General features: G+C 41.8%; 16 protein-coding genes and 1 pseudogene. 8 read left to right on the top strand and 9 right to left on the bottom strand.

Annotated features, from left to right (window positions below; translation table 11 throughout):
* Positions 1-54 precede the first annotated feature (54 nt).
* Both K6984_RS20450 and K6984_RS20445 read left to right on the top strand, forming a co-directional pair.
* Positions 55-855: a DUF1566 domain-containing protein gene (locus tag K6984_RS20450; protein ID WP_221897192.1), complete on the top strand. Its 801-nt coding sequence runs from the start codon at positions 55-57 to the stop codon at positions 853-855.
* A gap of 78 nt (positions 856-933) precedes the next feature.
* Positions 934-1,635 carry an Lcl C-terminal domain-containing protein gene (locus K6984_RS20445; RefSeq protein ID WP_221897191.1) on the top strand — a complete coding sequence of 234 codons (702 nt, stop codon included), beginning with the start codon at positions 934-936 and terminating at the stop codon, positions 1,633-1,635.
* Positions 1,636-1,706: 71 nt separating this feature from the next.
* Here the strand turns inward: K6984_RS20445 and K6984_RS20440 are convergent.
* Positions 1,707-2,390: pseudogene (locus tag K6984_RS20440) on the bottom strand (IS6 family transposase).
* Positions 2,391-2,981: 591 nt separating this feature from the next.
* Between K6984_RS20440 and tnpA (K6984_RS36425) the strand changes: the two are divergent.
* Positions 2,982-3,104 carry an IS66 family insertion sequence element accessory protein TnpA gene (gene tnpA / locus K6984_RS36425; protein ID WP_420831695.1) on the top strand — a complete coding sequence of 41 codons (123 nt, stop codon included), beginning with the start codon at positions 2,982-2,984 and terminating at the stop codon, positions 3,102-3,104.
* A gap of 496 nt (positions 3,105-3,600) precedes the next feature.
* On the opposite strand, the gene tnpC is transcribed toward tnpA (K6984_RS36425), so the two are convergent.
* The 3 genes from tnpC to tnpA (K6984_RS20425) all read right to left on the bottom strand — a co-directional run bounded on the left by tnpC (position 3,601) and on the right by tnpA (K6984_RS20425) (position 5,937).
* On the bottom strand, positions 3,601-5,154 hold the full coding sequence (tnpC, locus tag K6984_RS20435; protein ID WP_230988215.1) for an IS66 family transposase: 1,554 nt from the start codon (positions 5,152-5,154) through the stop codon (positions 3,601-3,603).
* Positions 5,155-5,242: 88 nt separating this feature from the next.
* Positions 5,243-5,599 carry an IS66 family insertion sequence element accessory protein TnpB gene (gene tnpB, locus K6984_RS36420; protein ID WP_221897190.1) on the bottom strand — a complete coding sequence of 119 codons (357 nt, stop codon included), beginning with the start codon at positions 5,597-5,599 and terminating at the stop codon, positions 5,243-5,245.
* On the bottom strand, positions 5,596-5,937 hold the full coding sequence (gene tnpA / locus K6984_RS20425; protein ID WP_221897189.1) for an IS66 family insertion sequence element accessory protein TnpA: 342 nt from the start codon (positions 5,935-5,937) through the stop codon (positions 5,596-5,598). The genes tnpB and tnpA (K6984_RS20425) overlap by 4 nt, the downstream gene beginning before the upstream one ends.
* A gap of 57 nt (positions 5,938-5,994) precedes the next feature.
* Between tnpA (K6984_RS20425) and K6984_RS20420 the strand changes: the two genes are divergently transcribed.
* On the top strand, positions 5,995-6,627 hold the full coding sequence (locus K6984_RS20420; RefSeq protein WP_221897188.1) for a hypothetical protein: 633 nt from the start codon (positions 5,995-5,997) through the stop codon (positions 6,625-6,627).
* A 34-nt stretch (positions 6,628-6,661) separates the two neighbouring features.
* Here the strand turns inward: K6984_RS20420 and K6984_RS20415 are convergent, their stop codons facing one another.
* Both K6984_RS20415 and K6984_RS34350 read right to left on the bottom strand, forming a co-directional pair.
* Positions 6,662-7,873: a replication initiation protein gene (locus tag K6984_RS20415; protein WP_221897187.1), complete on the bottom strand. Its 1,212-nt coding sequence runs from the start codon at positions 7,871-7,873 to the stop codon at positions 6,662-6,664.
* A 453-nt stretch (positions 7,874-8,326) separates the two neighbouring features.
* Entirely contained in the window at positions 8,327-8,449 is a 123-nt protein-coding gene (locus K6984_RS34350) for a hypothetical protein (protein WP_263458818.1), read from the bottom strand.
* Here K6984_RS34350 and K6984_RS20410 point away from each other — a divergent pair.
* A complete protein-coding gene (locus tag K6984_RS20410) occupies positions 8,406-8,594 on the top strand; it encodes a hypothetical protein (protein WP_221897186.1) in 189 nt (62 codons plus the stop codon). The two genes, K6984_RS34350 and K6984_RS20410, sit on opposite strands and share 44 nt — an antisense overlap.
* 95 nt (positions 8,595-8,689) lie before the next feature.
* Here K6984_RS20410 and K6984_RS20405 read toward each other — a convergent pair whose 3' ends face one another.
* Together K6984_RS20405 and K6984_RS36415 are read right to left on the bottom strand one after the other, a co-directional pair.
* On the bottom strand, positions 8,690-8,875 hold the full coding sequence (locus K6984_RS20405) for a hypothetical protein (RefSeq protein ID WP_221897185.1): 186 nt from the start codon (positions 8,873-8,875) through the stop codon (positions 8,690-8,692).
* A gap of 748 nt (positions 8,876-9,623) precedes the next feature.
* Positions 9,624-10,106: an N-6 DNA methylase gene (locus tag K6984_RS36415; protein WP_221897230.1), complete on the bottom strand. Its 483-nt coding sequence runs from the start codon at positions 10,104-10,106 to the stop codon at positions 9,624-9,626.
* On the opposite strand from K6984_RS36415, the gene K6984_RS20395 reads away from it, so the two are divergent.
* Both K6984_RS20395 and K6984_RS34345 read left to right on the top strand, forming a co-directional pair.
* Positions 10,105-10,326 carry an AraC family transcriptional regulator gene (locus K6984_RS20395; protein WP_221897184.1) on the top strand — a complete coding sequence of 74 codons (222 nt, stop codon included), beginning with the start codon at positions 10,105-10,107 and terminating at the stop codon, positions 10,324-10,326. The two genes, K6984_RS36415 and K6984_RS20395, sit on opposite strands and share 2 nt — an antisense overlap.
* Positions 10,327-10,616: 290 nt before the next feature.
* Positions 10,617-10,745, top strand: coding sequence for a hypothetical protein (locus tag K6984_RS34345; protein ID WP_263458596.1), 129 nt, complete (start codon positions 10,617-10,619; stop codon positions 10,743-10,745).
* Positions 10,746-11,825: 1,080 nt separating this feature from the next.
* Here the strand turns inward: K6984_RS34345 and K6984_RS20390 are convergent.
* Positions 11,826-11,999, bottom strand: a complete 174-nt coding sequence (locus tag K6984_RS20390) for a hypothetical protein (RefSeq protein WP_221897183.1) — start codon at positions 11,997-11,999, stop codon at positions 11,826-11,828.
* Between K6984_RS20390 and K6984_RS34340 the strand changes: the two genes are divergently transcribed.
* Positions 11,956-12,078, top strand: coding sequence for a hypothetical protein (locus K6984_RS34340; RefSeq protein WP_263458817.1), 123 nt, complete (start codon positions 11,956-11,958; stop codon positions 12,076-12,078). The two genes, K6984_RS20390 and K6984_RS34340, sit on opposite strands and share 44 nt — an antisense overlap.
* The last annotated feature ends 769 nt before the right edge of the window (positions 12,079-12,847 follow it).

Raw genomic sequence — 12,847 nt, 5'->3', positions numbered from 1 at the left:
TTTTTTTTGCGACAGAACCGTCGCGTTAAGTTTTTGCCGCTTGCTTGGGCTGGGATGCCCAAAACAAGCTTTCGCAAAAATAGCGACTCCCCTGCTCCTTTCACAGGTTCTTCAGAAGAACCTTTTTACGAAACCATACACTGGAAAATGAAGATATCCAAAATTATGAGCATATTCAAACAAATAAAACAATACACGCTAGTTACAAGTATATTTGCATTCAGTATTGGAATGCTACTGTCTTTTAGTGTGTTAGCATCCAATACATCTTTAGAAAATCAAGTTAAAAAAAATAAATCAGATATCGCTTTTAATTACACTGGCATAGATTTTATCGCAAAATATATTAAACTTATTAAGCGTTATGATCCGGGAGACACAGGTCCTGCTGGAGGTTTTGTTTTTTATGTTACCAATAGCGGTTTTCATGGCTTAGAAGCCGCACCAAATGATCAGAATATGAGCAAATGGGGATGTGCTGGAATCGATAGCACTAAAAAAGCAGGTCTTTATACAGGAAAAGAAAATACCAAAACTATTTTAAAACAAACATGCGGTGGGAATACTGCGGCTAAAGTAGCATCTAATTATGAACTCAATGGATTTAGAGATTGGTATTTACCATCAAAATATGAGTTAGAATTAATGTTTGCATATTTATACCGTGGAGGCACTGGTAATTTTCTTGCTTCTCTTGACCACTACTACTGGAGTTCATCTGAGGGAGACAGTAATAGTGCCGCTTGGAGCCATTGTTTTTGCGATTATCTAGACAAGGATGATAAGGATATACCGATTGTGATTCAGTCACCTAAAGTTCGAGTCAATTACGTACGTGCAGTTCGATCTTTTTAGGGAGCGCTCATACTCTTCTAGGGACTTTTGCGATAAAATAAAAATTACAAACAATAAGTAAATAGTCTGGAGATAACTATGCATAAATTCAAACAAATAAAACAATACACATTAGTTATAAGGACGTTTTTATTCGGTATCGGAATATCATTACCTTGCGGTGTATTAGCGGATACGCCATCTTTAACTGTTCAAGTTGAAAGAAACAGGCTAGACATCGCTAAAAATGCTGCTAGCACAAAAGCTAACAGCGAAGCTCTTCTTGAATTATCGAGAATTACAGATGATATCTATAAATTGGGTGACCACGGGCCAGCTGGAGGTCTTGTTTTTTACGTTAGTGCAGGAGGATTGCATGGATTAGAGGTCGCTACACACGGTGCTTCGGGAGCTGCTAAATGGGGATGTTCTGGAGATACTGTCAATGGCATTAATGTTAATGGCGTTTATAACAAGTCGATCTATACAGGCGAATCAAACACCGAAGCTATGTTAAAATCGGAATGCTCCCCTGCAGCTAAAAATACATCTAATTATAGTTTAGGAGGATACAGCGACTGGTTTGTGCCATCACTAGGAGAATTAGATTTAATTTTTCGGAATTTAGTCGCTAAAGGACATGGCACGTTCAGCGAAGACTCCTACTGGAGTTCTTCGGAGTATGATGAAAATGAATCGTGGATAGTACATTTTGGCGTTACAAATGATCACACTCCAGGAAGTAAAAGCCACATCTTAAAGAGTATAGTGCTTGATGTACTTGCTATTCGATATTTTTAGTGATTCTAAACTATAATAGGTTCTGTCGCAATAATTATCAAAAGCGCAGCCCTCCTGGTCTTCAGGCATAACTATCCTGCTAAAGCCATAAACTGCTTATAAGCAGGCATATTTTCCTCAGACAATTGTCCCTTTCGGATCATATGTGCTGTTTCAATTCCATCAATGGTTGCTTGAGCGGAGTGAAACGCTTTAAAGCCCATCATCGGTTTTGTTATTTTTTTGATAAAGCGGTGATCCTGTTCGATGATGTTATTCAAATATTTAACCTGTAATATGTCGATCATGGTGGTAAACCCTGCTAGGATTAACAAGAGGTTAATATTGGCTAATCCTGCATAGTTAGCGCCACTTTTATCCATAACGACCTTATCAGGAAAGCCATTATTATTAATCGTTTGTTTGAAAAAAGCGGTTGCAGCCTCTTCATCACGGCGTTCAGAAAGCATGAAATCAAGCGTATCACCGTGACTATCAACAGCACGGTATAAATAGGTTCACTGACCCTTCACTTTGATATACGTTTCATCCATTCGCCACGATTTATTGGTTTCTCGTTTCTGAGATTTAGCTTTTACAGCAATGGCAGGAGAATAACGGATAACCCAACGGTTGAGCGTAGCATGATCCACTTCAACACCTCTTTCTTCCATAATTTCTTCAAGGTCGCGATACGAAACACCATACCTGACATAAAAGAAAACAGCATAAAGAATGACATCTTTTGGAAAGTGAGTACCTTTGAAGCTGAGCATGTGATCCACCTTTTATTGAAATATGAGAGTTATGAGAGCAGATAACGCGGAGAATGGGGGTTTATGGGTTCTGTCGCAAAAAAAATAAATATTTGTGTAAAAATCAACTGTAACCTGTTTTTATGGAAATAAATGGTAAAACACCATGCAGGAGAAGAATATTCTCAGCCCACCATTAAGATTACGATAATCTAGTGTTAAAGCCAAGTACCATATGGTATTCAGGAAAGTAATAGCTTGACAACGGGGAGTCGCTATTTTGTGCGAAAGCTTGTTATGGGCATCTCCCAGACCAAGCAAGCAGGCAAAACTTTAACACGACCACTTATGCATCCGGCGGCCCACGATTAGTCCTCGTCACCTCTGTTTTCAGACCCAACAAGGGGTCGGAACATAGGCTCCCAAATGACTTGACGCCGGTCGGATATGCCTTTTATTTTGTCTCACCTTGCTAACGCTCAGGACCTTATGACAAAAGAACGGCCTACGGCTATACGCTGACTAAAAATTCATCACTTCGCTTAGGCAGTTTTTCCTCTGATTTTTCAAGCGGAGGGGCCAAGATAATACCTCAATAACTCCAGAGGTATTATGAGTCGTCTCAAAATATGGCAGCCTATGCAAGAGCACATACCGCAATGGCGAGCCAGCCGTTTAACTCAGTCCGAGTATTGCAAAGCGCATGATATCAAGCCGCATATCTTTAGTTATTAAAAAAGAAAGTCAGTTCGTCCTGTTCGTCAGCTCAACAAACAGCCAAGTTGGTTCCGGTGTAAACTTATTTCCGATGAGAATGTATAGGTGGCTCCAGGCTATCATTCTGGCCCCGCTTATCAAAGTCATCCATTACCAATGGCATTTAGTCTGGATAATACCAGAGCGATAACGGACACTCGCTGTGACTTAAAAGTCCTTACTGAATTGTAGGTTGCGTCTATTCCATGATAAATGAAGCTTGCGGTTAATCAGAGTCTATCTGGCGACAGGGTTACAGATCATGACGTAAGCCATTAACCGGACTTGCTTGTTGTGTCAGGAGCAGTTGGGCATGTTCCTTTACCGGGAGTGCTTTTGTCTTTTGTAATCGCTCTCGGCGATAAACTGAAAATACTCTAATTGGGGAAGAACGGATTTCTGGCTCTATTATCGCCGCTTGGATAAGGGATAAGTTTCGTAAGCGTCATTCTTCCCACTAGACAGGCTACACAATTTACTTTAAAGGCTTAATTTTTTCGATTAAGTTCCAAGGTAGAAATTGATCCAGTGCATCTGGTTCATAATGCCTACCAAGCCTGGGTAGCTCAGTGAGTAAATACTTTAGGTAATCAAACGGCTCCAGATTGTTGGCCACCGCCGTTTGCACAAGGCTGTATAGCAGTGCACTGGCATTAGCACCACGTGGGGTCTGATTAAACAGCCAGTTTTTACGCCCAATCACAAACGGTTTTATATGGCGTTCAGCGGCATTATTATCAAGCTGTAAATTTCCATCCTCAATATAACGAACCAGACTATCCCACTGGTTAATGGTATAGCGTATGGCTTTACCTATTGAGCTGTCTTTTGCGGTTCTGGTAACATTGTCATCGCACCACTGCTTTAAGTCTTCCAGCAAAGGTTTGCTTTTTTCCTGACGCAACAAATAACGCTGATCTATCGTCAGGTCTTTAAATTGTTTTTCAAGCCCATAGAGACGAGTAAACTTGCGTAATGCAGTTTGCGCCATGCCCATTTTATCTTTACGGCTCGTTTTGGGCAGTGCGTTGAGAGCTTCATCGAATTTGCGACGTGCATGCGCCATACATCCGACGAGGGTACAGTTATCTGATGCAAGGGCGTGATAACCGGCATAGCCGTCCACTTGTAAGTGACCAGAAAATCCCAGTAAAAAGCTAGCCGCATGCGCTCCCGCTCGAGTTGCCTGATAATCATACAAAACAATCGGCTGCCCGGACTCATGTCCACCACTCTGGTAGAGCCACATATAGGATTTTGATTTCGTCTCTCGCCCATCCTGAATAACATTCAGCGGTGTTTCATCGGCCTGGATAATTTTCTGCAGGATCAATAGTTGATGCAGTCGATCATAAAAGGGAGCAAGCAATTCAGCGGACTTCAATACCCAATTTGACAAGGTAGCACGCGAAAGGTCGATACTTAAGCGTTTGAAAATTGTTTCCTGGCGATAGAGTGGCAAGCTATCCATAAACTTAGCCACAATGATGTAGGCTAATAAACTGGGTGAAGCAAAACTGCGTGGAATGGGCTGTGCCGGTTTAGGTACACTGATAATGCCGTTTTCACAAGCGCGACAGGCATATTTTACCTGGACATGTTCAATCACTTTGATTTGAGCCGGAATGATTTCTAACTGCTCTGACTTGTCTTCGCCAGCCTCATGTAATGCATGACCACAGTCACAAACACGTTCTGCTTCAGGTAATTCATAGCGAACGACTTCTCGCGGGATATGTCTGGATAGTGGTTTGCGACCTGGCCTTTTACGTTGATAGCTAACCGTTTCTTCAAGATCAGACTCTTCTTTCTCTAAGGCATCAAGAATTGATTCCGCTTCATTAAATAACTCCATTTGATCAGGGCACTTTTCACTGGATGCACCAAAGCGCTGGTGTTGAAGCAGACGAAACTGTTCCTCATACCATTGCAGTTTTTCCTGTAACTGATCCACTGTCGACTGATAATCCAGCACCATTTTTTGCAGTGCATTCGTCTCATCCGGCAGAGTCTCAGGAAGTAATTTCATGGTATATATTATACCATGTAAGAACTAAACAAGATTGTATATCTTACTGTTTTAGTAAGTTTTTTTCACAATAATGCGAGTTAGATTATCAATTATTTTTTAAACCGGAAACCGCGATGTGTGCCTGCACTTGCTGGTATGACAAACCATCCAGTAACCAGTGTAATTCCCGTAAGTTTAATGTTAGAGTCTGTTCGTTCGACTCGTTTGGCCACTGAAACTTTCCCTTATCTAGGCGGCGATAATAGAGCCAGAATCCGTTACATTCCCAATAGAGTATTTTCAGTTTATCGCGAGAGCGATTACAAAAGACAAAAGCACTCCCGGCTAAGGGATTATGACCCAACTGCTCTGAGACAATCAGAGACAAACCGTTAATGGACTTACGCATATCTGTAACACCTGTCGCCAGATATACCTGATTAACCACAAGCTCATTTATCATGAGATAGACCGCACTAATTCCAGTAAGGGCTTTAAAGTGCCGAGTTCCGTATCAGCCTGTATTTCCAGGCTAAAGCCATTGGTATGAATGACTTTGATAAGCGATGGACCAGAAGATAGCCTTGAGCCACCTAACATATCATCGGCAACAAATTTTACCGGAACCAATTGGCTGGTTTGTTGATCTGATGAACGGGACGAACTGAATTTCTTTTTGTAATAACTAAAGATATGCGGCTTGATATCATGCGCTTTGCAATACTCGGACTGCGTTAAACGGCTGGCTCGCCATTGCGGTATGTGCTCTTGCATAGCTGCCATATTTTGAGATGGACTCATAAATACCTCTGGAGTTAATTGGAGGTATTATCTTGCCCTTTTTTAAAGGGGTTTAGAATGTGTGGTTTAATTGACGCTTACGAACATATTCACCAACACTGCAATGAAAGTATGGAACGTGCCCTGTTAGCAGAGCGTCATCCTTTGTGGGCTCGTTCATGCCCAGAGTTGAAGGATATCGACTTTATTCGCCTTGGGTTATTACGCTGTATCAGTGTAGTCGATAGTGGTCGCGATTTCCTCCAAACCAATGAACAGATTTATGGCCAGCTGCTTCCCCACTCAACGTATTTTAAATCACTGAAGTCGCATAGACGAACAAGTATGCTTGAGGCATTTGAACAGCAGAGCTATCATCTTCACTCTGAAACACTGCTATCACAAGGCATTGATTATCTTAAAGCATTCCCGGAACTTGACGAATACACCATAGAAGCAGCGGATGGACATTTTATTGATCATGCCTGCCATACTGAAAAAAACAGCAAGGGGAAAGTTTATGCGGCCGGGGGGATTTACGCGTTGAATCTCAGAAGTGGGTTGCTCAGATTTCTTTGTCTGGTGACAAACGGAACTCAGAGGCATCATGAAATACCTGTGTTACGAGATCATATTGAAAAGCAAAACAAGGGAAATAACAGCTCTCAGAAACATCTCTATGTCTACGATAAAGCCGTCACCGACCGCTGAAAATCAGGGATCGGGGAGTCGCTATTTTTATAAATTATTTCATATAATTATCATACACAAAAGTGTTGTAGGTTGCCCTTAATACATAACTACAACTACTAAAATCTATTTTACCGTCAGATAAAAACCTTTTAATCATAGGGTTTGATTTATATTTTTTTATGAAATCAAAATCAACTTCTTCTAGTTTTTCTTTTGATAAACTAGCTATGTAATTTTCAATTTCTTTTTTCTTTTCCTTAGCTTTTATTTTTTTTTCTTTTTCGATTAATAATTTCTTGGCTTCTTCCTTTCTATTATTCTCATTTTTCTTTTTTTCTAATCTTTTTTGTTCTAAACTAGAACTTTTCCAATCTTTTTCAATTGCTTCTATTAAAAACCCTGATGGATTTTTAATGTTTTTTTGTTCCAGTAAAATGCCTATTTTTTCTGATATATATTTATAACCATGCCCCTGTATTAATGTTATTGCTTTCACATCTGCAATTTTATAACTTTTAAGTTTTTTATATTCAGCACTATTTTTTATATCAAGTAAACCATCAGAAATAGGTAACAACTCTTGTTTGTTTTCTTCAACATCAAATCCAATATGTGTTATTTTTCTTCCTGTTCTACGTGTCTTTAAAGTAATAAAAATATTAGTTAATTTATTTATTTCATTAATGGCAGGGGTGAGAACATGCTTTTTAAAATCCTTATAAACAGCGTATGATTTTACAGTTGCACCTAATAGTTTTCTCCACTCTTCTGTCGTTGAAAACCCTGTTGACCCAACATTAATATACCTCAAACAATTTTCCCAAAGGTAAAGACCGTACGAAGTGTTAAATACTTTCTGCTGTGCAATTCCAATTTTCTGATACATTATTGGATTGTATAAAACTTCCTTTAAGCATTTATCATACCTATAAGTAATTGTGCCACTTTTAACCTTAAACCCGCCTAGCATTTGGACACTAGAAAACTCTTTAAAAGATACTCCTTTAGATTCAGATTGCCCTCCAACATCCCACTCAACAATAGTTGTCTGTAATTTTTGCAGGGATTTTTTTAACGTTGCAACATCTTTACTATTGAAACCAACTGTCTCTGATAATGTTTGAATAGAAATCGTATGCTCTTCTTTGCTTAAAAGTTCATCATATGCATTAACTAGAAGAACATTCCAAGTTTTACGTGGAAGTAAGCCAACAGGGTTAGATACACGGATTACGCCAACTTGTTTTTTTAATTCCTTTTTCATTAATTCACAGACTCACAATATAAAAGAACAATTATAAGTATTATAAATTTATAAGGTGGAAGCTGTAAAAATATTTTTCCACTTTATTTTTATTATCATTATCATAAAGGTGGAAGTTTACGGGCAACTAAACTAAATTTCATTTGGAAACATCCAGGTAAGGGTAGTTTTTAATTCCTAGAAAATCAAAACTTCCCCGTAAACTTCCACCTTCCCCGTAAACTTCCACCTTTCCCCCCGTAAACTTCCACCTTTCCCCCCGTAAACTTCCACCTTTCCCCCCGTAAACTTCCACCTTTCCCCCCGTAAACTTCCACCATATTAGTCTACACCTCCTTATTTTTAAGGCTTTCAGTATCTTAAACATCTATAAACATCTATAAACAAATAACAACATTTAAGATTTTCTTTGTTGTTGTTTTTATTTTTTAAGAAAAATGATTGTTAAAATATTCAGAACGAACAGGCGCGGCATGCTACCTCACGAAATTCCGGGACTCCTGTCGCCATAATTCGTTCACCTACGCAGCGGATGGGAGATGCCCTGAACGCCCTGCGTCCGCAACGACTACGCACAAAAACCGCTTCGTCATTACTACCTCACTGGCTTGGACGGCTATTCGGAATGCAATTCTTGCTCTTCTCGCGTGCTGCTAGCACACGTCGAATCAGCGAATTGCCCTGTCGCCTATCAGGGACTAAAAATCATCACTTCGCTTAGGCTACGTTTCCCTGATTTTCAGCGACGGCGTTTCGGAATGCCTTTTATTTTGTCTACACCTACGCTAGCGCTACGATTCCGACAAAACAACGGCCCTACGCCTTCTGGGGACTACCAGCCCTCGCTTTCGCTCTCCATGGCTGGCAGCGGACGTGTGCTAGCAGCACGCGAGAGGAGCAAGAATTGCATTCCGAATAGCCGTCCAGCCAGTGAGGTAGTAATGACGAAGCGGCTTTTGTGCGTAGTCGTTGCGGACGCAGGGCGTTCAGGGCATCTCCCATCCGCTGCGTAGGTGAACGAATTATGGCGACAGGAGTCCCGGAATTTCGTGAGGTAGCATGCCGCGCCTGAGTTATTTGCAGGAACTACAAGCTTAGCAGGACGATTGTTGATGAACAGTTAGAATCTATCATTGAAAGTAATGTTATTAATCCCGTTAGAGATTGGCTTACAGGCATTACACGCACCAAGACAAATAACCCAGTCCATGAACTTGTAGATAACTTGCCAATGAAGTTTAAAAAGTTACTCCCTCCCTAGGGCAAAGAGTCCCCATAATACTGTTGCTTGTTGCTTGTTGCTTGTTGCTTGTTGCAATAAGCCAACCCTTTATTTTGAAATGGTTTACCGTTTAATCTTTGCTTTCTGTAACAGCTATAACAAACCACATACCCACAATTAGTCAATCGCTTATTGGTGGGCATGTAAGCCCCTTAAAGACCCACAAAACCCTTAATTGGTGTGCATAAGCAGGGGTTAGCTGTTAAAACGCCTTAAAAGCGATATAAACAGCCTTAGCGAAGAGCTGGCTCGCCATGTGTACTCTGAGTTATCCTTTTTAGAGTACTCGGATTCAATTGTAAAAACATCAGGCGCGCCCAAGATAGAAGATTACAGATACGATAAAAAAAGTTACTTACCCCCTGGGCGAAGAATAAAAACAGGTTCATAACCAGGTTTACACAAATACGTATCTTTTGCGACAGAACCAGAAAAGGCCATCTAGCACCTTGTAGACTATGTATTTATCTATGGTAAAGATGGCAATCCTAGTTCCTCGAGAAATGTATTATGCGTTTTGGTTGCTGTCAAAACCTTCTCTTCTAAGGATGTTAAATCATTGTGAACTTCTTTTAGGTCGATGATAGGCTCTGGCTTTGCCGTACTAACATAACGTGAAATATTCAGGTTAAAATCGTTTTTTTCAATTTCACGCATGTTTACACGGCGAGAATATCTCACTTCTTCAGTAAGGAGTTGAAAGATGTTGAATGAAATTATTATGATTTTAGGCGTTCTTATTCTTGCCTCTGTTATGGGGTATTTAGCCTGGGATTCATACAAAGAATTTAAAGAGCACGAACCAAAATAACGGACAGGCCAGGCTCGCCATGCTACCTCACGAAATTCCGGGACTCCTGTCGCCATAATTCGTTCACCTACGCAGCGGATGGGAGATCCCCTGAACGCCCTGCGTCCGCCACAGACTTGAGCACAAAGCAGCTCAGTCATGGCTACCACAAATGGCTCTACGGCTATTCGGGATAAAATTTTAGCCTCCCTCGCGCACTATCGCGCACTTCGGATTGGCAAATTTCCCTGCGCCTTCTGGAGACTATCATCCCGTCCGGGGCTGACAGCGGCAGCAATGGAAGCTGGTTTTACTGATTCAGCACATTTTAACCACTGCTTCCAGAACATATTTGGCGTTTCGCCCCTCATTGGTTTTTAGGAACATGGATAGATTTGAAGTTTAACCGCTTACCTACCGGTTACGCATATCACCCTAGACTATAATTAGCCGTCATTCTGGATTCACTATTGGGCTGAACTTCCACACTATGCTCGCTGCATTTGCAATTCCAGACATATAAACCGTTTGTAATCATCATTATCCAGGTCCTTAATTGCAGCAGCGCCTTTGATCCAGGGATTCCATACGACGACATTTTTATTGCCTGAATGAACTCTGTTTGCTGGGCTAAGTTTGAGCGAGCAACGTCTTTTGGGGAGTCGCTATTTTTGCGAAAGCTTGTTTTGGGCATCCCAGCCCAAGCAAGCAGCAAAAACTTAACGCGACCACTTATGCCTCCGGCGGCCCCGATTCGTCCTCGTCACCTCGTCCCGACCCAACAAGGGGTCGGAACATAGGCTCCAAATGACTTGACGCCGTGTCGGATGGCCTTTTATTTTGTCTCCACCTTCGCTAACGCTCAGACTCCGACAAAATAACGGCCCTACGGCTATCGCGGACTAAAAATCATCACTTCGCTTAGGCTCCGTTTCCCTGATTTTCAGCGGGAGATTGGCAAAGTAGCCGCATTATCCTGGGTATTTCGTAAAGCAAGTATACCCTGGGACTGTTTGCTACGGGTGAGTGTGTCTTAGTTTTAAAACGTTATGGCATTACTGAGGTGTGTTGGCCTTTGATGAATCAGACCGAGCACGATCTAAGTTCTACAAAAGTATTGTAACTACTCAGCGTACGCTTAAAATCAGGGAAACGGAGCCTAAGCGGAGTGATGATTTTTAGTCTCTGTAGGCGACAGGGCAATTCGCTGATCCGAAGTGCGCTAGTAGCGCGCGAGGGAGGCAAGAATTGCATTCCGAATAGCCGTCCAGCCATTTGAGGTAGACTTAACTGAGCAGGGTTTTGTGCGTAGTTGACGTAGTTGAGACGGACGTCAGGGCGACCAGGGCATCTCCCATTCGCTGCGTAGGCGAATGAATGTGGTGACAGGAGTCCCAGAATGTTGTGAGGTAGCATGGCGCGCCTGAATAATTAAAAAGTTCTTGACAGGGTTTTAGTCTGGTTTTGTGATTTTAGTAAACTGCCCAAAGGTCGATAATCCAGCTTTATTGCTTCTTCGCTATAGTCATCACAAAATGTCCCCTTAAACATCTACGACTCGGAGACTTTTTACTCGCGCTTACAAAGCGCTAAAACAAGGAAAATCGGGATTTGAAAACCATGAGATAATAGCCTGTCCTAAAAGCATCACAGGTTACCCTTTGAAATAGACTTCATCGATGTGATTCCGCAATCGTCATGCCAACAGTTACTTGAAACTGAGCGTGATATATCGCCTGCGCTACAAATCAGCACGGAAGTGATTTCTATTATTAGTCACGGTATTTACTCAACGAGTGACACTGAGATCAGCCACAAAAATAGCAGTAAACCACCAGCTGCAAGTGATCCCAACCCGTAAAAAGGGAATCGAAAAAAATTCAGATAAGCCTTCTGGCGGACAAACATCGCAGGTCGGCACGGGAACACTTCAAAAAAATACAGGCGCGCCATGCTACCTCACGAAATTCCGGGACTCCTGTCGCCATAATTCGTTCACCTACGCAGCGGATGGGAGATGCCCTGAACGCCCTGCGTCCGCAACGACTACGCACAAAAGCCGCTTCGTCATTATACCTCACTGGCGGGACGGCTATTCGGAATGCAATTCTTGCTCCTCTCGCGTGCTGCTAGCACACGTCGAATCAGCGAATTGCCCTGTCGCCTATCAGGGACTAAAAATCACCACTTCGCTAAGCTCCGTTTCCATGATTTTCAGCGGATGACCCGGATTGAAATCGAGAATCATTACCATTGATCGCCGTACCTTGCCAAAAAGGGCGATACACGGCAGATGGCTTGAAAACACGGCCAGGTATTCGATATTCAAATCTCCAAGGGTAGTGACAGAATACCAGGCGCAAACGGTTGATAAAGGAAAAAGGTCCGGTCTGATCGCTCCTTTTTTCCAGATGAGGTTACTAAGGCTGGCAATATGGTAATGGGATAAAAGCCCATGTGTTTATCTTTCGCAATAATCAGTTATTGCCCTACAACGAATACAGGAGTAGTTCGCTGATCATTAGGTATGGCGATTAGTGAGGCTGCTATCTATAATTCAATGACCGGCCTGATGAGAAGTTGCTTTGGGGTTTGAAACTATCAGTAAGAACACTTAGCGGAATCAGCCAGCTGCATCTCATGACGGAGATGAAACAGGCATAATATTATATGGTAGCGCCATGGCTACATGGGGTCCCTCACCAATGTTCAAGTGGACACACTTCTTTCATGCCAAACGTGCGCACAGAGGCAATGAATGACATGCGCTATTTTACCCCATTTCCATAAGGGATATTTATGTCATGATCATTGGAAGCCCTACTATCAATATGATTGTAATCATCGCTTTGTAATGCACATCATTTGAGGGAATAACGCGCGCCTGGAGCAGGATAAACAG

Source organism: Bathymodiolus japonicus methanotrophic gill symbiont, assembly GCF_019721995.1.
GTDB lineage: Bacteria > Pseudomonadota > Gammaproteobacteria > Methylococcales > Methylomonadaceae > Methyloprofundus.
This window is presented reverse-complemented; position numbering and strand designations above follow the sequence as displayed.